Below are 21,507 nucleotides of genomic sequence, written 5' to 3' on the forward strand. Positions count from 1 at the left end.
TGAGCATCATTTTAGGATGATAAGCTGAGCGCCCCGTTTCTTTATAAAGCTTCTTGAAATTATCAAGATTGAGATTATCAACAACTGCATTGACTATGCGGACAGGGGCGTCCGCAGCTATGTTTTCATCAATTCTTTGTGGAAAAAGAACGGTTTGGTTGGGAATGTAAGGACGAAAATGTAACTTTGCCATAACGAAAAAAATGATGCCTAAAGTTACATAAACTTTGGGTAATAACAAAGCCTGGGCTTGGGAAAGTCCGGGCTTTGCGCATAAAAAAGGTTGTGCCAGCATTTTGACACAACCTCTTTCCTTTTGCTTCTGTGTTGAAAGAAAACTTAAATAAGGCTTAAACCCGATGGTTGATGAACAAAACGTTTGCAGAGAAGTTTAGTATATGCAGATTGCGGTTACACACCGATTGGTTGATGTGGATGAGAGTCGTTTCATTCGTAGTTGTTCGTTTGTGAGTGTGTGTTTTCCGCAATCTGCTTTTCCCTTCTCCTTTTAGTTTTTAACTCTTCAATTATTCTCCAGCCACCAGTCTATCAGCTTTCTTGCGATGCTCAGCTTTCGTGGAATTTCGGGCAGGTTGTCTTTGGAATAGAAAGCGGCGGAGGTCAGTTCATCTTCCTGCAGTTTTATTTCCCCGCTTTCGTAGTCGGCAATGAAGCCCACCATCAATCCGCTGGGATAGGGCCAGGGCTGGTTGCTGAAGTAAGTGATGTTCTTTACTTTCAGCCCCGTTTCCTCAAAAACTTCCCGTTCCACACATTCTTCCAGTGTCTCGCCAGCTTCGAGGAAGCCTGCCACCAGTCCGTAGAAGGTTCCGCGGAAGTTCCGGGCATGCACCAGTAGGATTTCGTCTCCTTTGCGTATCAATACGATGATGGCGGTGGAAACGGGAGGGTACATCTCATTGCCGCAGTCGGGACACTTCTTCATGATGGGGGTCTGGTGCTCCATAGCGGTGCCACACACGGGACAGAAGCGGCTGTGCTCGTCCCAGTAGAGTATCTGGAAAGCCTTTCCTGCGGAACGGTACTCGTCTGGCGCGATGTAGTCGTACGATGCTCGCAGGCCTATCATTACCCATTCGTCGGTTTCGGTCACGGGCTGTTCCAAGGCGAATGCACGTACTTGCTTGCCGTTGGGGGGGAACACTTCGTGTATATTACTTCCGGCTTCCGGTGTCAGAGGAGGCTCTATACTGACGGGTACGCTGTATTTTATTTCTCCTTTGTCTGTATATCCTTTTTTCAGCAGCAGTTGGTCTTTGAAGAAGACGAACCACTGCATGCAGGGTTGGGGTTCTGTTGATTTTTCCATTGTTTGTTGTTTTATTATTTTGGGGGGATGAACACGAAAATACAAAGGCACAGAGATTCTTTTCAAATTAATTTCTATGTCTCTGTGTCTCTGTGCTTGCCCCCCTAAATTTCGTTTGCTGTGTCTTTTTCTTGTCGCACATAGACCGTTGACCTTCCCATCCCGCGGCGGCGCAGGAACCCTTGCCGGATGAAGTTGTTCAGTTCGTCTATGGCGGCATGTCTGGTTAGTCCGCTTAGCTGGATGTATTCGTTCTTGTTGATACATACATTCTGCTTGAGGAACAGTTCCAGTTCGGCTTTTCTTGTTTCTTCGGTGGTCTCTACTACTTTTTTCGATTTCTTGGTAGTGGAGTGTACACGTTCCAACGTCATTTTCTTCTTGATGTTGTTGCGGAACGTGCTGCTGATGCGCAGGTGTACGTTTTGGAATTGGACGGATTCGGAGCGGATTTTCTTTTTCTCGTCGTCGGTCTCGCGCAAGCATTTCAGTGAAGTGCTGAAGAATCCGAGTTCTCCCAGCTCCACGATGTTTCCGTTGGCCAGCAAATCGCACAACTCGTCAATGCAGGCATCCAATGCTGCCCCTATCACATTCTTGGGCAGATGTTGGAAAGTTGCGATATGTTCCACAAACTCCTTTTGGGTATAAGTCCTTTTCGGGCAGATACGTGCGTGGAGTGCTTTCTTGTCTTCTTTCCCGTCGGGCGAAGGCGTTTCGTAAAGGTCGTAATACGCGCTCATAAGATATTCATTTTTGTTTATAGCGATAAACAGTTCTCGTCGCTTCGGGGAATTATTTTTGTCGCTAAGCGAATTAATTTTCTTCTTCCTAAAAACTAATCGTCCGACAACTGTTGCGTTATCGTCCAACGGTTGTTTAATTATCGTCCGACAGCTGTCGGACGAAACAGAAATGGGTATGGGACGATTAATTCTTAGTGAACAAAGATATAAAATATAGTGATACGAAGAGTAGTGTTTGGGGAGGAAAGTTTTAGTTTTCGGCAAAAGGGGGATATTGGAAATGATAATTAGTTTTTGGAAATAAAAAATCCCCCGTTAAGGACGAGGGAACCTAATGTTTTCACAACGGAATAATCCTTATTGTGACTTGCTTCATTTTAGTATGACAAATGTATAAAATAAATATGGAAACACAATGCTTATATTGAAAAAAAAAATACCTTTGAAGAAAATATTCAAAATATAATACTATGAGAACGATACTTGGATTGGATTTGGGAACCAATAGTATAGGATGGGCTGTAATAAACTCTGTAATTAAAGAACAGACCGAGAAAATTTGGATAGAAATGGCTGGCAGTAGAATAATTCCGATGGATGCTGCTATCTTGGGAGACTTTGACAAAGGGAATTCTATATCACAGACAGCCGAAAGAACCCGTTTTAGAGGGGTGCGTCGATTGAGAGAGCGACAATTACTACGCCGTGAACGGTTGCATAAAGTTTTGAAGATTCTTGGCTTCCTGCCGGAACACTATTTAAAAGGAATAGATTTTGAAAAGCATACGGGTAAATTCTTGTCAGGCAGCGAACCGAAATTGCCATGGGTAAAGGATAGATGGGGAAAATACTCTTTTTTATTTCAGACAGCGTTTAATGAAATGTTGGCGGATTTTGCAAAACACCAACCTTCATTGGTTTTTGATGGTAAAAAAATCCCTTATGACTGGACAGTTTATTATCTCCGTAAGAAAGCTTTGACAGAAATGATAAGTAAAGAAGAACTGGCATGGATTCTTTTGAACTTTAATCAGAAACGTGGTTATTATCAGCTTAGAGGAGAAGAGGAGGAAGACAATGCAGGAAAATCTGTTGAATTTTATGCATTGAAAGTCTTGTCGGTGGAAGCGACTGATGAAAAGAAAGGCCGGGATATATGGTATAATGTACATCTGGAGAATGGATGGGTATATCGTAGAAGCAGTAATGTCCCATTGGACTGGGAAGGACGGGTAAAAGAGTTTATTGTCACTACTGACTTAAATCCGGACGGTACTCCAAAGCTTGATAAGTATGGTGAGGTGAAGCGTTCTTTCAGAGCGCCTAAAGAGGATGATTGGATGTTAATAAAGAAAAGGACTGAAGCGGACATTGCCGGTACTCATAAAACGATTGGGAGTTATATATATGATGCTTTGTTGCAGGAGCCACAACAAAAGATAATGGGAAAATTGGTGAAAACAGTAGAACGAAAGTTTTACAAGGAGGAACTGAACTTGATTTTGCAGAAGCAATGTGCTTTTCATGCAGAATTGCAGGATAGAGATTTATACATGAGGTGTATTGAAGCGTTGTATCCAGGTAATGAAGTGCAACGGAGAAATATAGCTAACCGGGACTTTATCTATTTGTTAATAGATGATGTCTTGTTTTATCAAAGGCCGTTGAAAACCAAAAAGTCATTGATAGCTAATTGCCCTTATGAGGAAAATGAATATGTAAACCGCAAAACAGGTGAAATCAAAACAGCTTCGTTAAAGTGTATAGCCAAGTCACATCCTCTTTTTCAGGAATTCCGTTTATGGTATTTCCTTTCCAATATTCGGGTATATCAAAAGGAAAGGGAAGTAAATGGAACTTTACATTTGGATGTGGATGTGACAACGGAGTTTTTGAAAACAGAAGATGATTATGTGGCTCTATTTGATTGGCTGAACTCTCGAAAGGAAATAGATCAGAAAGCTTTTCTGAGATATCCTGCGTTTGGACTGAAAAAGGAAATAAATAATTATCGTTGGAATTATGTCGAGGATAAGTTCTACCCATGTAATGAGACGAGACATGCGATTCTTTCCCGTTTGGAAAAGGCCGGTATTGGTATTGACTTTTTATCTGATGAAAAAGAAACAGCCTTGTGGCATATCTTATATTCTGTAAGTGACAAGCAGGAAATAGAGAAAGCATTGGCGACTTTTGCGGTTAAGAACGGATTGAATGAATCCTTTGTGGAAGTGTTCAAGAAGTTTCCTCCTTTCAAGTCTGAATATGGCGCTTATTCTGCCAAGGCGATAAAGAAGTTGTTGCCTTTGATGAGGTGTGGAAAGTATTGGGATATGTCGTTGATTGATGGTACAACCAAGGAAAGAATAGAAAGGATAATAGCAGGTGAGTGTGATGAGAGTATAGGTGCCAAGGTTAGAGAAAAGGCGATGAACTTGTCGGATATATCTTGTTTTAAGAGGCTTCCGTTGTGGTTGGCTTGTTATGTAGTGTATAATCGTCATTCCGAAGATAAAAAAATAACCAAATGGGAAACCCCTGCTGATATTGATGCTTATCTGGCTGCTTTTAAGCAACATTCACTACGAAATCCTATCGTAGAACAAGTGATAACCGAGACATTGAGAGTTGTCAGGGATATTTGGAAACAGGTTGGGAAAATTGATGAAATCCATATTGAGTTAGGGCGCGAGATGAAAAATCCTGCGGACAAGCGAAAAAGAATGACTACTCAGATTCTGGAGAATGAAAATGCCAATTTACGTATAAAGGCATTGCTTGCTGAATTTGTGAATCCGGAATATGGGGTAGAGAATGTCCGTCCCTATTCACCAAGTCAACAAGAAATATTGCGGATTTATGAGGATGCAGTTTTAAAGGGGGAAGAACAGATTCCGGAAGATATAGATGTGATATTGAAAAAAATCAATACCAGTAAATTACCGACGAAATCAGAATTCTTGCGTTATAAATTATGGCTGGAACAGAAATATCGTTCACCTTATACCGGTGAGCTGATACCTTTGGCTAAATTATTTACTGCTGCGTATGAGATAGAACATGTTATACCTCAATCCCGCTATTTTGATGATTCATTCTCTAACAAAGTGATATGTGAATCTGCTGTGAACAAGTTGAAAGATAATCAACTGGGATATGAGTTTATCAAGAATCATCATGGACAGAAAGTGGAAGTGGGTTTTGGAAAGACAGTAGAAATCTTTTCTGTGGATAGTTACGAACGTTTTGTAAAAGAACAATATGCAAAATCGGGCATAAAAATGAAGAAATTGTTGATGGATGATATTCCCGAGCAATTTATTGAACGCCAATTAAACGATAGCCGGTATATCAGTAAGGTTGTCAAAGGACTTTTGTCGAATATCGTTCGTGAAAAGAATGATAGCGGTGAATATGAACCGGAGGCTGTTTCAAAAAACATATTAGTTTGTACAGGAAGCGTGACGGACAGGCTGAAAAAGGATTGGGGCATGAATGACGTCTGGAATAGTATTGTAAGTCCTCGTTTTGAACGTTTAAATGCTTTGACCGAAACCCAGTGTTTTGGACATTGGGAGAATAAAGACGGAAAAAAAGTTTTTCAAACAGCAGTGCCCCTTGAATATCAGAAAGGATTCAGTAAGAAGCGTATAGACCATCGGCATCATGCTATGGATGCAATAGTAATAGCTTGTGCTACACGGAATCATGTAAACTATCTGAATAATGAGTCTGCAAGCCGGAATGCGAAAATTTCCCGTTATGATTTGCAGAGACTGTTGTGTGATAAGAGTAGGGGGGATGGTAATGGTAATTATAGATGGATTATAAAGAAACCATGGACTACTTTTACGCAAGATGCAAGGGAAGCGTTGAGTGGGATAATAGTTAGCTTGAAACAGAATTTGCGTATAATAAATAAAACAACCAATATCTATCAACATTTTGATGCAAATGGGACTCGTGTTTATGAGAAACAGAAAATCGGTGATAGTTGGGCTATCCGTAAACCGATGCACAAAGATACGGTTTTTGGAGCGGTAAATTTAAGAAAGGTAAAGGTGGTACGCCTATCTGTCGCTTTGGATACTCCTTCTATGATTGTTGACAAAAGAGTAAAAAATAAGGTTCTTGAATTGTTATCATATAAGTATGATAAGAAGAAAATTGAAAAATATTTCAAAGAGAATGCTTTCTTGTGGAAAGAGCTGGATATAGCCAAAGTCGCTGTTTATTATTTTACGGAAAATACTACTGAACCTTTAGTTGCAGTACGTAAATCATTGGACTCAACTTTCAATGAGAAGAAGATAGCATCGGTGACGGATACTGGCATACAGAAAATACTCCTGAATCATCTGAAATCAAAAGAAGGAAAGGCGGAGTTGGCTTTTTCTGCAGAAGGTATAGAAGAAATGAACCGTAATCTTTTACAACTGAATGATGGTAAAGGACATCAGCCTATATATAAGGTGAGGGTGTATGAACCGCGTGGAAATAAATTTAAAGTCGGTGTACTTGGCAATAAAGGTGCCAAATGGGTGGAAGCTGCTAAAGGTACTAACTTGTTCTTTGCTATTTACATAACAGAAGATGGAAACAGAACGTATGAGACTATTCCTTTAAATTGGGTTATAGAGCGTGAGAAACAAGGGCTTGTTCCTGTACCGGACAGAAATGAAAAGGGAGATAAATTATTGTTTTGGCTGTCTCCTAATGATTTGGTATATCTGCCAACCGAAGAAGAGCGGGATTTTGGTAGGATAAATGAACCGATAGATAGGGGGAGGATTTATAAGATGGTTTCATCTTCTGGTAATCAATGCTTTTTTATACCTCAAAGTATATCAAATGCTATTATTCCCACTAAAGAATTAGGTTCTAATAATAAAGCAGAAAAATCATGGGATGGTGAAATGATAAAGAATATTTGTATTCCAGTAAAAGTTGATAGGTTAGGCCGTATTATAGAAGTTAAGTATAGAGTAAATGAATAATATAAAGTTGTTTCAAGAGAAAAAGATTCGTTCCGTATGGAACGAGGAAGAACAGCAATGGTATTTCTCTGTTGTAGATGTAGTTGGTGTATTGACTGATAGTGTGAATCCTACGGATTATCTGAAGAAGATGCGAAAACGGGATGAAGAACTGGCTACTTACCTGGGGACAACTTGTCCCCAGGTAGAAATGGTGACAGATACAGGAAAAAAACGAAAAACGTTGGCGGCAAATGTGCAGGCTTTATTCCGCATCATTCAATCTATTCCTTCTCCTAAAGCTGAACCTTTCAAGCTTTGGTTAGCACAAGTAGGTTATGAGCGTGTACAGGAAATAGAAAATCCGGAATTGGCTCAAGAGCGCATGAAAGAACTATATGAGCAAAAAGGTTATCCAAAAGATTGGATTGACAAACGTTTGAGAGGAATCGCCATTCGTCAGAATTTGACGGATGAATGGAAAGAAAGGGGAATCACGGAAAAAAGTGATTATGCCATTCTTACGGCAGAAATATCTAGAGCAACGTTTGGATTGACTCCTTCGGATTATAAAATATATAAGGGGCTGACGAAGAAAAATCAGAATCTTCGTGACCACATGTCTGATTTGGAGTTGATATTTACAATGCTTGGAGAACGTGTCACAACGGAAATTTCTCAGAAAGAAAAACCAGATACATTTACTAAAAGTAAGCAAGTAGCACAACGTGGAGGAAATGTAGCCGGAGTAGCACGTGAACAAGCTGAAAAAGAGTTGGGTAGAAGTGTTGTTTCTCCTGAAAATTTTCTGTTGGATTCTGATAAACAGAATGATACTTTAGAGCTTCCTTTTCTTGAAAATGATGAATGAATAACTTGTAAAGTCTATATGCTATGATTAAGAAAACACTTTATTTTGGGAATCCGGTCTATTTGTCTTTAAAAAATGCCCAGTTGGTGATTAAATTGCCGGAGGTGGTGAAGAACAGTGCTTTACCCGAAGGGTTCAAACGAATGTCCGAAGTGACTAAGCCAATAGAAGATATTGGAGTAGTGGTGTTGGACAATAAGCAGATAACCATTACTTCGGGAGTATTGGAAGCTTTGCTTGAGAATAATTGTGCAGTCATAACCTGCGATTCTAAAAGTATGCCGGTTGGTTTAATGCTTCCTTTGTATGGGAATACTACACAAAATGAAAGGTTTCGTCATCAACTTGGTGCGTCTCTACCATTGATGAAACAACTTTGGCAGCAAACAATAAAAGCCAAAATAGAGAATCAGACGGTAGTATTGCATGAATGTGCTGGAGAAGAAATAAAGTGTATGAAGGTGTGGGCTGCAGATGTAAAGAGTGGAGATTCTGATAATTTGGAGGCTCGTGCAGCTGCTTATTATTGGAAGAATTTGTTTAAAATAGAAGGCTTTACAAGGGATAGAGAAGGTATTCCTCCTAATAATTTGTTAAATTATGGGTATGCTATTTTGAGGGCAGTTGTTGCTCGTGCTTTGGTGACAAGTGGGCTTCTACCTACTTTGGGAATACATCATCATAATCGTTATAATGCTTATTGTCTGGCAGATGATATAATGGAACCTTATCGCCCTTATGTGGATAGGTTGGTATATGATATATTCAAGGAAGCAGAACCGAATTGTGTTGAATTGACGAGAGAATTGAAAGCGAGGTTACTGACAATTCCTACATTAGAGACTGTTATTTCGGGAAAACGTAGTCCGTTGATGGTAGCTGTTGGGCAGACTACGGCTTCTCTGTATAAATGTTTCAGTGGTGAGTTGCGTAAAATATCCTATCCAGAGATGTGATGGACCGGTTTAGTGAATATCGCATTATGTGGGTATTAGTGTTGTTTGATTTGCCTACCGAAACCAAGAAGGATAAAAAGGCGTATGCGGAATTTAGAAAGAATCTGCAAAAGGATGGATTTACGATGTTCCAGTTCTCTATATATGTTCGTCATTGTGCGAGTTGTGAGAATGCGGAGGTACATATAAAAAGAGTTAAATCTTTCTTACCGGACTATGGAAGTGTCGGAATTATGTGCATTACGGACAAGCAATTTGGAAATATAGCACTTTTTTATGGGAAAAAGACTGTGGATGTGAATACGCCTGGACAACAATTAGAATTATTCTGAAAAAATCCCGCGCAATGGCGGGATTTTTTTAGAAGCAGCATTCTTTTTTTATATTCTAACACTATGTGTAATCGTTTGAATATTAGATTGTTACTTATAGTCAGCTGTTTCCAATGGTTCAAAGATACTAAAATGAAAGCAAATCACAACCGTGTCGTTAGAGGGGTCTGACGGACTTCGGCTGTTTCCAATGGTTCAAAGATACTAAAATGAAAGCAAATCACAACAAAGAACCGTATTCGTCAGGGGTCCAAGTTGCTGTTTCCAATGGTTCAAAGATACTAAAATGAAAGCAAATCACAACATAATGAGTGCAGGAGAAAACACTAAATAGCTGTTTCCAATGGTTCAAAGATACTAAAATGAAAGCAAATCACAACTATATACTTACCTTGTTCAAATCCATTAGCGCTGTTTCCAATGGTTCAAAGATACTAAAATGAAAGCAAATCACAACTTTCTTCGATTGCAACGAATGCAGATAAAGCTGTTTCCAATGGTTCAAAGATACTAAAATGAAAGCAAATCACAACATCAGGCTTCTCCACCTTTACCATTCCGAGGCTGTTTCCAATGGTTCAAAGATACTAAAATGAAAGCAAATCACAACTTAGATTAGTTAAATTAGTCTTGAATGTCTGCTGTTTCCAATGGTTCAAAGATACTAAAATGAAAGCAAATCACAACATAACTTTTTCGATTAGACATTCAAGACTGCTGTTTCCAATGGTTCAAAGATACTAAAATGAAAGCAAATCACAACAAGTCTGTCAAAGAAAAAAACGCTGGTCTTGCTGTTTCCAATGGTTCAAAGATACTAAAATGAAAGCAAATCACAACTCGCGTATTCTGTTCATCTTCAGAATTTCCGCTGTTTCCAATGGTTCAAAGATACTAAAATGAAAGCAAATCACAACGTAAACTTGACATTACAGAATATTATGGAGCTGTTTCCAATGGTTCAAAGATACTAAAATGAAAGCAAATCACAACCTGGTGCTTTTGATCTTAATAAGCTTAATGCTGTTTCCAATGGTTCAAAGATACTAAAATGAAAGCAAATCACAACCTGTTAATCTCAATAAGTCTCGGTTTTCTCGCTGTTTCCAATGGTTCAAAGATACTAAAATGAAAGCAAATCACAACTTTATCAGCAACCGCAACCGTTCCCACAAGCTGTTTCCAATGGTTCAAAGATACTAAAATGAAAGCAAATCACAACATAAGAAGCACTTCTTTGTGAAGTTGTCCCGCTGTTTCCAATGGTTCAAAGATACTAAAATGAAAGCAAATCACAACCACGTCCATTCCTTGGCATTTTATGGAAATGCTGTTTCCAATGGTTCAAAGATACTAAAATGAAAGCAAATCACAACGGTGTAGATGCTACAAAGGCCGCATTCTTTGCTGTTTCCAATGGTTCAAAGATACTAAAATGAAAGCAAATCACAACATGGAGCCAAAGGATGTTGAAACAATGCCGGCTGTTTCCAATGGTTCAAAGATACTAAAATGAAAGCAAATCACAACCGTCGAAGAGGATGGGAATTTCGCTCATGGGCTGTTTCCAATGGTTCAAAGATACTAAAATGAAAGCAAATCACAACGTGTGTGTGCGTGTCTGTGTGTGTATTTGTTTTCCAAAGATAGTGAATCTTAATAAGAATTTCTCTGATTCTCCTACTATTTTGTATCTTTACACGCTTTTCTTTATACATAAGTACTGACTACAAATAAATCATATTGTGGAAATAACCGAACGCATCCGTCTCCTCCTTTCCGAAATGAACCGGGGAGTATACGAAAAAGAAACCGAGATAAACCTCTCCCTGCTGGCCGCCCTGGCAGGTGAAAGTGTTCTCCTTCTGGGACCTCCGGGAGTAGCCAAGTCGATGGTAGCCAGGAGGCTAAAGTCGGCTTTTACAGATGCCTGTGCCTTTGAATACCTGATGTCCCGCTTCTCTACGCCCGACGAGATTTTCGGTCCTGTCAGCATTAGCCGACTGAAAGAATCCGACAAGTATGAACGTGCCATCGACGGCTATCTGCCCACAGCCGATGTCGTGTTTCTGGACGAAATATGGAAAGCAGGCCCTGCCATACAGAACACTCTGCTAACCGTCATCAACGAGAAACTTTTCCGCAACGGCGACAAGGAACTGCATCTCCCCCTCAAACTGCTCGTAGCCGCCAGCAACGAACTGCCCGCGCAGGGTGAAGGGCTGGAAGCTCTGTGGGACCGTTTCCTTATCCGCATCCTCTGCACCTGCGTCAAGCAGGAAGAGTCTTTCTACAAAATGCTGCTGGACGATTCTGCCGACCATCCGGAAACGACTGCCTGCGAATGGCAAATCTCCGACCGCGAGTATGCCGAATGGCAAGCAGAGATACGCCGCGTGACCTTGCCTCTCGATGTTCTTTCCTGCATCACAGCCATCCGTCGGGGCCTGACAAGCGTGGAGATGCAGGACTCGGACTTGCACCGTAATGTCTACGTCAGCGACCGCCGCTGGAAAAACATCGTGAAGCTGCTCAAGACCTCCGCCTTTGTCCACGGCCGCACAGAAGTCTCCCTGACCGACTTGCTTCCCGTTTACCACTGCCTATGGAGTGAGCCTGATGAGAGCCTTGCCATCCGTGACATCGTTATCCGTGCCTTGTTCGTGCCCCACACAAAGCAGATTGCTGGTATCGCCTCCTCGCTGAAATCCGATTTGAAAGTCAGCCATGTGCGCGAAGCTCTCGACAAGGCCCGCCTTGCCGGCGACCGTAGGGATGATGACCTGCTGATAACGGACCACTTCTACTACCAGGTGGAGAAACATGGTACGGGCAACACCTACATCTTTATCGTGGACTACAAGAATCTGAAGGAGTATAGCGCCAAAGATGCTCCCACCTTGGGCGTAATGTATGCCGATCCTTTCAATCCCAAGCGTACTATCATCCGCGCCTTTGCCGATACCGGCGCCATGAAAGAGAAAGGCACCGAACGCGTCACCCTCTACCGCGACGACAAGCATCTCTACATCAATGGTGTGCGCTTCCCCATGCGGCGCCTGCAGCGGGGCGAGGAGCAACAACTCTGGCTGGGAAACCTCTCCATCACCGACCGTGATTATGAGACGGAACTGGACACTGCCGCCGCCGGCATAGACCGCTTGGTGAGAGACTTGTCCGACAACCTTTTCGTCTCCGAAGAAGACAAAAAGAGCGTAGCGCAATACGTCTCCATCGTCCGCAAGGAAATAGCTTGGGCGCGTGTGGACATGCGTAAACTGAGATATGGAGACGAATAATCCTCCGGTAACCGAGAAGAAGATGAACACCACCGCTACCCGATATGACGCCGCCTTCTACGTGCAGGCACTAGACCGCTTCGTAGCCACCGGAGAGTGTGCGGAGACGGATACTGAGCCTTTGTATGCCTATCTTCTTTCTGTGATGAACGACTCTATGGTCAAGGTGCAGGTGCTAAGTGATGAACTCTGTGCCCGTATCTTTTACGACACCATGATTCAGTTCATCCAATTGAATTTGGATAAGGAGAAGTATAACTTCAGAAAAAGCCAGTCGGAACGGAATGAGATGAAACTCGTGCTGGAATGGTCCATAGCAAGGCGGAAAGACGGCTGGCAAGCCTTGCTCCAGCAGATTTCCGACAAATACCGGAAGTACGGCTTCGACTCCCGCTTCTATCGTAGCCACTTCGGCACCGAAGGAGGGCATGCGGACGATGAAGTCTGGGAGAAAATGGTGGATGACTGGGAAGGCGCTTTCCAATTGAAGATGCACGAAGAAAAGGAGAAAGAGATAGCTTTCCGCAAAGACGCCCTCGAGCGCAGACTCCGTTCCAATCTGAAAGACATCCCCGAGTACGTCCGCCAGAACCGGGTGGACAAGGACGAATTCTTCCAGACTTGGGGCATGATGAGCGGTCTATGGAATACCGTTGACTTTGAACGTATACGGAAAATCGTGCGTATCCAGCGGTCGTGTCCCGAGATAGTGAAAGTGGCCCGCAAGATGGGGCGTATGGCAGATGACGAAGGACGTGAGCAAATCCGCGTTGCCGAGGGAAACGTCTACAAAATGGAGCACTCCTCCAAATGCGACATTCTGGGCATCAGTACCGGCAACGACCTCAATGCTCTGCTTCCCATTGAGCTTGCCCATTCCGCTGACAGCGAACTGGAAGATTTGTTCGTCTACAAATACCTTACTCGCAAGCTCCAGACCTTCCGTTATAAATCGGAAATCATGCAGCCTGCCCGGCGCATCGAAACCAAGCCTGCCCGTCCCAAAGGTCCGATGATTGTCTGTCTGGACACCTCGGGAAGCATGGCTGGCAAGCCGGAGAAGATTGCCCACTCCCTGCTGATAAAACTCCTGGAGATAGCCGACCGCCAACGGCGGAACTGCTTTCTGATAGCCTTTTCCGTCTCCATTCATCCGATTGACGTAAGGAAAGAGCGGGCAAGGCTGCTCGAATTCTTCTCAAAGACAGCTTGCGGGGATACAGATGCCACCCGTATGCTGGAAGCCACGTTCCGCCTGCTCAAAGAAGGCAAGGAGTATATGAATGCCGATGTGCTTTGGGTCAGCGACTTCAAGATTCCTCACTCTTCACCTGCCTTTATGGAGGAGATTCGCCGTTGCCGGGAAGCCGGTACGCACTTCTACGGTCTGCAGATTGGTATCACGGACAATGAGTGGACACCGTTCTTCGACCGTATCTATCGGGCGGGATACATTCCTTCGCGGAATTACTGAAATAGGGTTTGCCCTGAAAGCGTGCTTATTGAAGGCTATGTTTCAGCAGTAAATATCTGCCTGCCACTTGCACTCCCATTTCCCGGCAGGTCGGTACTTATTTAAAATAGCCGTTAAAATCTTCTTATTCATCGTTTATCCGTGGTTCTTTTTGCAAAGTTATACAAAAAGAAGAATCGGCATATGATTGGTAATCTTTGAAAAGAAAACGGATGTGGAAGATAACTCCGTTAAAGGGTTTCCTGCTTCAGCGCTTCCACAAACCGGTCTATCTCCTGCAGTTTCGCCGGGATGTCGATGCCTTGCGGACAGTGCGGGTTGCATTGGCCGCAACCGGTGCAGCGGTTGGCTTGGCGGAGACGGGGAACACTGCGGTCATAGCCTATCAGGAAGGCGCGGCGTGCCTCGCGGTAATTCTCGTCCTGGCTGCTCTGCGGCACGTTGCCCTCGTTGATGCAGCGGTTGTAGTGCAGCAGGATGGCTGGAATATCCAGTCCGTAGGGGCACGGCATGCAGTATTTGCAGTCGTTGCACGGCACGGTGGGGTATTGCAGCATTCGTCGGGCGGTATCTTCCAGCAGGGTACACTCTTCTTCCGTACATGGAACAAGCGGTGAGAAGGTGCGCAGGTTGTCTTGCAGATGCTCCATGTACGTCATTCCGCTCAGTACGGTCAGCACATCGGGGAAAGTACCTGCGAATCGGAAGGCCCAGGAAGCTACGCTCTCCTGCGGACGGCGTTGTTTCAGACGTGCCATCAAGTGGTCGTTCAGGCGGGATAGGCGTCCGCCCAGCAGCGGCTCCATGATGACGGCGGGAATGTTTCGCTTCGTCAGCTCGGCATATAGGTATTCGGCATCCGTGTTGCGGGTATTCACTTCTTTGGCATGCCGCCAGTCCACGTAGTTCAGTTGGATTTGTACGAAGTCCCATTTCAGTTCGTCGTGGCGGGAGAGCAGGTAGTCGAATACTTCGATGTCTCCATGATAGGAGAATCCGAGGTTGCGGATGCGTCCGGCTTCGCGCTCTTTCAGCAGGAAGTCCAGCATGCCGTTGTCCAGATAGCGGGAGTGGAGGGCTTCCATGCCGCCCATGCCGATGCCGTGCAGCAAGAGGTAGTCGATGTAGTCCACTTGCAGGTCGCGGAAAGAACGGTGATACATGGCAAGAGACTCTTCGCGGCTGTGCGTGCCGGGACTGAAGTTGGACAGCTTTGTGGCAAGGAAGAATTTCTCCCGTGGGTGGCGTTTCAAGGCAATGCCCGTGGCGCGCTCCGACAGACCTTGCACATAGGCGGGGGAGGTGTCGAAATAGTTCACTCCGTGGGCAATGGCATAGTCTATCAGGTCGTTCACGGCTTCCTGGTCTATTTCGTCTCCATTTCCGTCGGCACGTTTCCGGGTGGGCCATCGCATGCATCCGTATCCCAGCAGAGAAACCCGGTCGCCCGTGTTGGGATTGGTGCGGTAGGTCATTTTGTCGGTTGGTATCTCGCCCAGCGCGGCCGATTCGCTGTCACCGTTGTTCTTGTTGCCCGAACAGCCGTATAGGGCTGCTGCCGAGGCAAGCGTTCCTGCACCGGCGAGTTTGAAGAAATCGCGGCGGTTTATCTTGTTCTTATTGTCTTCTTTCATTGTGATAGGACTGAAATTATAAATGGATATTAGGGTGATAAACTTGCTTCAGACAGTTCTGTGCATCACATGGCCTTCCACATAAATGGCACTGAACGGACGCGACGGACAAAGGTTCTCGCATGCTCCGCATCCGATGCAGCGTTCGGTGTTGACTACCGGTATCTTGATGGAGGTTTCGTCTTCCGGGTCTGAAGGAACCATCTGTATGGCACCGGCCGGACAATGGCGGGCACAGTTCCCGCATTCCATCTTGTCTGTGATGCAGATGCAATTCTCCTTAATCCATACGGCATGACCGATTTGGACGGCCGATTTCTCGGCGAGGCTCGTCAGATGGATGGCATCGGTAGGACACACCTCCGCACACTTGGCGCATTCGGGGCGGCAGTAACCGCGTTCGTAGGACATTTCCGGCTGCATCAGTTTTGTCAAGTCCGAAGAAGGACGGAGCACTTGGTTGGGACATACCGATATGCAGAGCTGGCAGGCTGTGCAGTGTTGTGCAAAGTGGCGGGCGCTCAGTGAGCCCGGAGGAGTGATGGGAGTGGCGCGCTTGGGGATTTTCTTGTCCTCGATGACAGCCAGTCCGCCGTCCACTTTCTTCTCCTGCGCCTTGAGGGCTGCCGTAGCAGCAAACACAGCAGTTGTAGAGAGAAATGCGCGGCGGGTGTCGTTTACCTGCTCCGGTGCCACGGAGGTTTCCCGGGAGACTGCAACGGAGGCCGGCTTGCGGCGCGTGTAAGTGATGGCACCTTTCCTGCACTTGTTGATGCAGTCCATACATGCCACGCAACGGCTGTAATCTATTTCGTGTGCCTTGATGTTGATGCACGATGCCTTGCAGTTGCGGGCACAAAGTCCGCAACTGTTGCACTTCTTTGTGTCAATCACCGGTTTCAGCAAGGAGTGCTTCGAGAGGAAGCCAAGCACTGTACCTACCGGACAGATAGTGTTGCAATAGGTACGTCCGCCCCGCCATGCCAGCACGATGAGGACTACCAGAGTGACCGTGGCAATCAGCAGGGTAGTGAGACTCTTCATCCATACATCCGTTTCATAGAAGGCATAGCTGTCTGCACGTTCGGCCAGGTAGGCCAGTCCGTTGTTTGCCCACTGGTAGAGCGGGGAGAAAAGGCTGGAAACGATGCGCCCGTATGAGCTGTAAGGGGCCAGTAGCGCGACAAAAGAGTTCAGCCCGCCGACGATGGCAAGTACGAATACTCCCAGCACGCCGTAGCGTAGCCATTTCAATGCGGGCGAGTAGCGGAAACGGTTCTTCTTCCGTTTGGCGGAGAGCCGGGAAACAATGTCCTGGAATACTCCCAACGGGCAGATGACGGAGCAGTAGATGCGTCCGAATACCAAGGTCAGCACTGCAAGAAACAGCACTACACCGATGTTCAGTGCCAGCACGGCCGGCAGGAATTGTATCTTCGCCATCCATCCGAACCAGGTATGCAGTGTTCCCGTGAAGTCGAGGAACAACAGCGTGATGAGTGCGAAGAAGATGACGGCAAGGGTCAGTCTGATGGTACGTAGCATAAATGTATTGTATAGCGGTTAGTATTCGTTCTTTATACCTTTTTTCCCATCTCGTAGGCTTCGTGCATGGAAGGCTTGTCGTTTATCTCGCCCACCTTCCAGGCACCCACGCCATAAATGGTGCCGCATTCTTTGGGCTCTTCCAGGCAGTCGAGGAAGCCACGGAAACCATCGATGGTACGCTCCATCATGGGGACACTTTCTTCGGCGGCGGCGATGATGAAGTAGAACTCCTTGTCCTTTATTTCAAGGTAGCGTGCGCAACAACGGTCAATCAGTGTCTTCATCTGCGCGCTCATGGTGTAGAAGTAGACGGGGGTTGCCATGACGATGACGTCGGCGGCAATCATCTTTTCCACCACTTCGGCGGCATCGTCCTTTTGCGGGCAGGGTTTGCCGTACATGCTGCATACGCTGCATCCCGTGCAGTAGTTGATATGCTTGTCTTTCAGGAAAATCTTTTCTACTTGATGTCCGGCCTCTGCGGCACCGCGCATGAATTCATTGCACAAGAGGTCGGAGTTTCCATTCTTGCGAGGGCTGGAGGAGAGGATTAATACTTTTTTGCTCATATTCGTTGATCGTTAGTTGGTAAATGATTACGTGCTGCAAAAATAGGCAGATTTTATGAGAACGGCAGTATACACATTACGGTTGTTGTTACCTAAATTACTGATTCATTCCAAAAGTATCTCCCGTTCGATGCCGGTGTCTTTCAGAAATTCCCGGTCGTGGCTGATGGCAATTACGGTGCCGGCGTAGTCGCGTATCGTTGCCGTTATTATTTCTATACTCTCGATGTCCAGATTGTTGGTGGGTTCGTCCAGAATGAACATATCCGGGGTATTGTCGGCAATCATCAGGCAGCAGAAGGAGAGGCGCATCTTTTCTCCGCCACTCAGTTTGCCGCACGGCTTGTTCCACACGTCGCGGGGAAAGAGGTAACGGTTGAGGATGGTTTTCACTTCATGTTCCGGCAGGTGGCGGTGGTTGAAAGCTTCTGCTTGTTGGAGTACGCTGCGCTCATTACGGACGAGGGAGTATTCCTGGTCCAGATAGACGGAGGTGAAGCCGGCACGCTCCATCACTCCGTCGGTGGGGTGCAATTCGCCCATGATGAGTTTCAGCAGGGTTGTTTTTCCACTGCCGTTTTTTCCTTTCAGGCTGAGGCGGTCGCCGCTTCTTAGCTGGAAGGTGAGAGGAGAAGCCCAGAGGCTCTTTGCAGTCGTCTCCGTGTGGGGTGTTTCTGCGGGGGAGGCTGTATGGTTGGGATAGTTGGGATAATGGAAGTTGACGTCCCTTGCCGTAACCAGAATCTTGCCCGTATGCAGATGGGAGGCGTTGAAGTCTGTTTTCAGCTTGTCCGTCTGCGACAGTGAACTTTTGATGCCTGCCATTTCCGTCTGCAGCTTTTCCGCTTTCTCCGCATGTATGCTGCTGAGTCTGCTACTGCTGTTTTCCGCATTGTTTTTCAGTGCTCCCATCATGATGCGGGGAATCCCCTTTTTAATGGAGTTTTTTTCTCCCCGCACATTCTGTTTGGCCTTCCGTTCTTCTACTTCGCGTGCCACTTTGCGTGCAAGGCGCAGGGCTTTCTGCTTCTCTTCCAGTTGTTGGGTAAGGGCTTTCTGTTGCAGGGCCTTCTGTTTTTTGTAGAAGTCGTAGTTTCCGCTGTAATACGTCAATCCCTGGGAGGAGAGTTCGCAGATGGCAGGCAACTGATTCAGTAGCGTGCGGTCGTGACTGATGACGAGCACGGTAGCCGATGTCCGTCGTATCAAGTTATACAGACGTTCCCGTCCATCCGCGTCCAGATAGTTGGTCGGTTCGTCCAGCAGGATGGCTGTTGGGTTGTGCAACTCCATGCCTGCCAGGAAGATGCGGGTCTTTTCGCCGCCGCTAAGTCCTTCCATCGGACGGGAGAGTGGGATACCGTCCAGTCCCCAGCTGTCGAGAGAAGTCTGGGCGCGTTCTTCCACGTTCCAGTCATCATTGAGCGTATTGAAGTGCTTTTCGGTAGCGTCACCGCTTAGGATGGCATGCAGGGCAGATAGCTTGTGGCTGATTCCCAAAGCTTGTGCTATTGTCTGCCGGTCGTATTGTCCGAAGTGCTGGGGCACGTAGTACAGATGTTCGGGGCGTAGCACCGTTCCCGAACTTGGTGACAAGTCTCCTGCCAAAATGCGCATGAGGGTAGACTTGCCGCAACCGTTATTTCCGGTCAGGGCTATTTTATCTCCGGAGTTGATACTCAAGTGGAGGTGTGAAAACAAGATTTCCTTATCTGTATGGATATAGCTAAGGTCTTTAATGATAAAGCTCATAAGTTTCTACTGTGTTTTTAGAAGTAAGAATGATAGGGGAGATGCAAGCATTCCCCGAAATTGAAATTCTCGAAGGGGAGGGGTACAGACAAACACAGTATTGGCTAAACATCTATATAGGTGATGCTCAGCGTTCAGTCTGAAAAAGCATGTTGATAGTGATGTTTACCGAAATGTGTTGTCTTTAGTCGGATATTCTCATCGGTGGAATTAATTGGTTAGTGGGCGCAAAGGTAATGATTTCCACTGAATAACAAAGGCTTTTTGCGATATTAATATCGTGTCGTCAAGAAGTTAATATCGTGTTTGCAAGAAATTAACTTCTTGCAGACACGATGTTAATACTTTATTGGTTCTGTTACTTCATGGCCGAAGCATCGAACGAGAGTGGCAGTAATTCTCCCACATTCTTCAGCTCGTAGATTCCCTTTTTGCCATACAGCAACACCCGCATTGGCTGCTTGAAGCGCTTCTCCGTTTCGAGCATCACTTGCCGGCAGGCGCCGCAGGGCGGGATGGGAGACTCCAGGAACTCGTCGTGCTCGTTGCGTGCAGCAATGGCGAGGGTGGTTACTGCCTGGTCGGGATGTTGGGAGTTGGCATAGAATAGGGTGGTGCGTTCTGCACACAGCCCGGAAGGATAGGCGGCGTTTTCCTGGTTGGTGCCGGTCACTACAATACCGTTTGCCAGTCTGGCTGCAGCTCCTACCGAGAAGTGGGAGTAGGGGGCATAGCTGCGGTTGGTAGCCTCGCGGGCGGCATCCATCAGTTCGCGGTCGGCGGCATCCAGTTCTTCATAGTCGTATATCTTGACGGCGATTTCGATATTCAATTCTTTCATAAGGCAAGGGGTTATTATTTGTAATTAATGTTACAAAGATAGGAAAGAGATTGGTTATTTCAATTCTTTTACGGACTTTTGTGCAAAACTCAACATTTTAAGCATGAAACGGATTTTCAGACTGACTGCTATCATAGCATTTCTTTTCATTTCCATTACAACAGTGCAGGCACAACGCCGGAATGCCCGCTACAATGAGTATATCAAGCAGTATGCCCCCCTTGCCGTGGAGCAGATGCAGCGTCATAAGATACCTGCCAGTATCACACTGGCGCAGGGATTGCTGGAGAGCGGTGCCGGATACAGCGAGCTGGCACGCAAGAGCAACAACCACTTCGGTATCAAGTGTGGAGGCAATTGGCGTGGACGGACAGTGAGGCATGATGACGATGCCCGCAATGAATGTTTCCGCGCCTATCGCCATCCGAGGGAATCATACGAGGATCATTCCGATTTCCTGAAACGGGGAGCACGCTATGCCTTTCTTTTCAAACTGAAGATTACGGACTATAAAGGCTGGGCGCGTGGCCTGAAGAAGGCCGGTTACGCTACCGATCCGTCGTATGCCAACCGCCTGATAACCATTATCGAGGATTATGAACTGTATAAGTACGACAGCCGTGGCATGAGCAAGCGCGATGCCCGCAGTTGGGAGAGGGAACTGAAAAAGAAGCCCTGGCTGGCCAATCCGCATCGGGTATACATAGCCAACGATATGGCTTATGTGGTGGCACGCAACGGAGATACTTTTCAGGTCTTGGGCAAGGAGTTTGGCATCAGCTGGAAGAAGCTGGTGAAATACAACGACCTCCATAAGGAATACACGCTGGAGGCGGGAGACATTATCTACTTGAAAGAAAAGCGCAAGAAGGCTGCCAAGCCCCATACCGTCTACATTGTGAAGGACGGCGATTCCATGCACACCATTTCCCAAAAGTACGGCATCCGCCTGAAGAACCTTTATAAGATGAATCGCAAGGATGCGGAATATGTGCCGGAAGTTGGAGACCGCTTAAGATTGAGATGAGGCGGTGTGCCTATAGGAGCGTATAGGGATGGGTATATATCTGAGATGTCATTAAAAGGCTTTTAATATCACATTGAAAGGCTTTCAATAGCGTATTAAAAGCCTTTTAATGACAATTCACTATAGTGAAGGGATGGGCAGGATCGGTAAGG

Annotated in this window: 14 protein-coding genes, 1 pseudogene and 1 CRISPR repeat array; of the genes and pseudogenes, 7 read left to right on the forward strand and 8 right to left on the reverse strand. The window is 45.7% G+C overall.

What is annotated here, in order from left to right:
* From HU824_RS14190 to HU824_RS14200, 3 genes and pseudogenes are all read right to left on the reverse strand, one after another.
* Positions 1 to 295 (reverse strand): annotated as a pseudogene (locus HU824_RS14190) (hypothetical protein); the annotation flags it as partial.
* 228 nt (positions 296 to 523) lie between these two features.
* Entirely contained in the window at positions 524 to 1,330 is an 807-nt protein-coding gene (gene nudC / locus HU824_RS14195; protein ID WP_136010689.1) for an NAD(+) diphosphatase, read from the reverse strand.
* A 104-nt stretch (positions 1,331 to 1,434) separates the two neighbouring features.
* Entirely contained in the window at positions 1,435 to 2,073 is a 639-nt protein-coding gene (locus tag HU824_RS14200; RefSeq protein ID WP_136010688.1) for an HU family DNA-binding protein, read from the reverse strand.
* Positions 2,074 to 2,546: 473 nt separating this feature from the next.
* On the opposite strand from HU824_RS14200, the gene cas9 reads away from it, so the two are divergent.
* The 6 genes from cas9 (at position 2,547) to HU824_RS14230 (ending at position 13,984) form a co-directional block, all read left to right on the forward strand.
* Complete coding sequence (gene cas9 / locus HU824_RS14205; protein WP_176469175.1) at positions 2,547 to 7,073, forward strand: type II CRISPR RNA-guided endonuclease Cas9; 4,527 nt, start codon at positions 2,547 to 2,549, stop codon at positions 7,071 to 7,073.
* The gene (locus tag HU824_RS14210) at positions 7,066 to 7,923 is read left to right on the forward strand and encodes a BRO family protein (RefSeq protein ID WP_005832239.1); all 858 of its coding nucleotides are present in this window, start codon (positions 7,066 to 7,068) and stop codon (positions 7,921 to 7,923) included. Before cas9 ends, HU824_RS14210 begins: the two co-directional genes overlap by 8 nt.
* A 23-nt stretch (positions 7,924 to 7,946) precedes the next feature.
* The gene (cas1, locus tag HU824_RS14215) at positions 7,947 to 8,879 is read left to right on the forward strand and encodes a type II CRISPR-associated endonuclease Cas1 (protein WP_005832238.1); all 933 of its coding nucleotides are present in this window, start codon (positions 7,947 to 7,949) and stop codon (positions 8,877 to 8,879) included.
* Positions 8,879 to 9,211, forward strand: a complete 333-nt coding sequence (cas2, locus tag HU824_RS14220) for a CRISPR-associated endonuclease Cas2 (protein ID WP_005832235.1) — start codon at positions 8,879 to 8,881, stop codon at positions 9,209 to 9,211. The genes cas1 and cas2 overlap by 1 nt, the downstream gene beginning before the upstream one ends.
* A 103-nt stretch (positions 9,212 to 9,314) precedes the next feature.
* Positions 9,315 to 10,818: a CRISPR direct-repeat array (repeat unit 47 nt; unit sequence GCTGTTTCCAATGGTTCAAAGATACTAAAATGAAAGCAAATCACAAC).
* Between the two features lie 138 nt (positions 10,819 to 10,956).
* The gene (locus HU824_RS14225; protein WP_176469176.1) at positions 10,957 to 12,510 is read left to right on the forward strand and encodes an AAA family ATPase; all 1,554 of its coding nucleotides are present in this window, start codon (positions 10,957 to 10,959) and stop codon (positions 12,508 to 12,510) included.
* A gap of 22 nt (positions 12,511 to 12,532) precedes the next feature.
* Positions 12,533 to 13,984, forward strand: coding sequence for a hypothetical protein (locus HU824_RS14230; RefSeq protein WP_176469188.1), 1,452 nt, complete (start codon positions 12,533 to 12,535; stop codon positions 13,982 to 13,984).
* A 230-nt stretch (positions 13,985 to 14,214) separates the two neighbouring features.
* Here the strand turns inward: HU824_RS14230 and HU824_RS14235 are convergent, their stop codons facing one another.
* The 5 genes from HU824_RS14235 to cdd all read right to left on the reverse strand — a co-directional run bounded on the left by HU824_RS14235 (position 14,215) and on the right by cdd (position 20,328).
* Entirely contained in the window at positions 14,215 to 15,618 is a 1,404-nt protein-coding gene (locus tag HU824_RS14235; protein ID WP_136010685.1) for an aldo/keto reductase, read from the reverse strand.
* Positions 15,619 to 15,666: 48 nt separating this feature from the next.
* On the reverse strand, positions 15,667 to 17,163 hold the full coding sequence (locus HU824_RS14240) for a 4Fe-4S binding protein (protein WP_136010684.1): 1,497 nt from the start codon (positions 17,161 to 17,163) through the stop codon (positions 15,667 to 15,669).
* 32 nt (positions 17,164 to 17,195) lie between these two features.
* Positions 17,196 to 17,735 (reverse strand): flavodoxin family protein, encoded by a 540-nt coding sequence (locus HU824_RS14245; RefSeq protein WP_136010683.1) that lies wholly within the window; start codon positions 17,733 to 17,735, stop codon positions 17,196 to 17,198.
* Positions 17,736 to 17,840: 105 nt separating this feature from the next.
* Positions 17,841 to 19,487, reverse strand: coding sequence for an ABC-F family ATP-binding cassette domain-containing protein (locus HU824_RS14250; protein WP_176469177.1), 1,647 nt, complete (start codon positions 19,485 to 19,487; stop codon positions 17,841 to 17,843).
* A gap of 358 nt (positions 19,488 to 19,845) precedes the next feature.
* Positions 19,846 to 20,328 (reverse strand): cytidine deaminase, encoded by a 483-nt coding sequence (cdd, locus tag HU824_RS14255; protein ID WP_005837423.1) that lies wholly within the window; start codon positions 20,326 to 20,328, stop codon positions 19,846 to 19,848.
* Between the two features lie 103 nt (positions 20,329 to 20,431).
* On the opposite strand from cdd, the gene HU824_RS14260 reads away from it, so the two are divergent.
* Entirely contained in the window at positions 20,432 to 21,355 is a 924-nt protein-coding gene (locus tag HU824_RS14260; protein WP_176469178.1) for a glucosaminidase domain-containing protein, read from the forward strand.
* Positions 21,356 to 21,507: the final 152 nt, after the last annotated feature.

The sequence above is a fragment of the Bacteroides sp. L10-4 genome (genome assembly GCF_013373675.1).
GTDB classification, from domain to species: Bacteria; Bacteroidota; Bacteroidia; order Bacteroidales; family Bacteroidaceae; genus Bacteroides; species Bacteroides muris.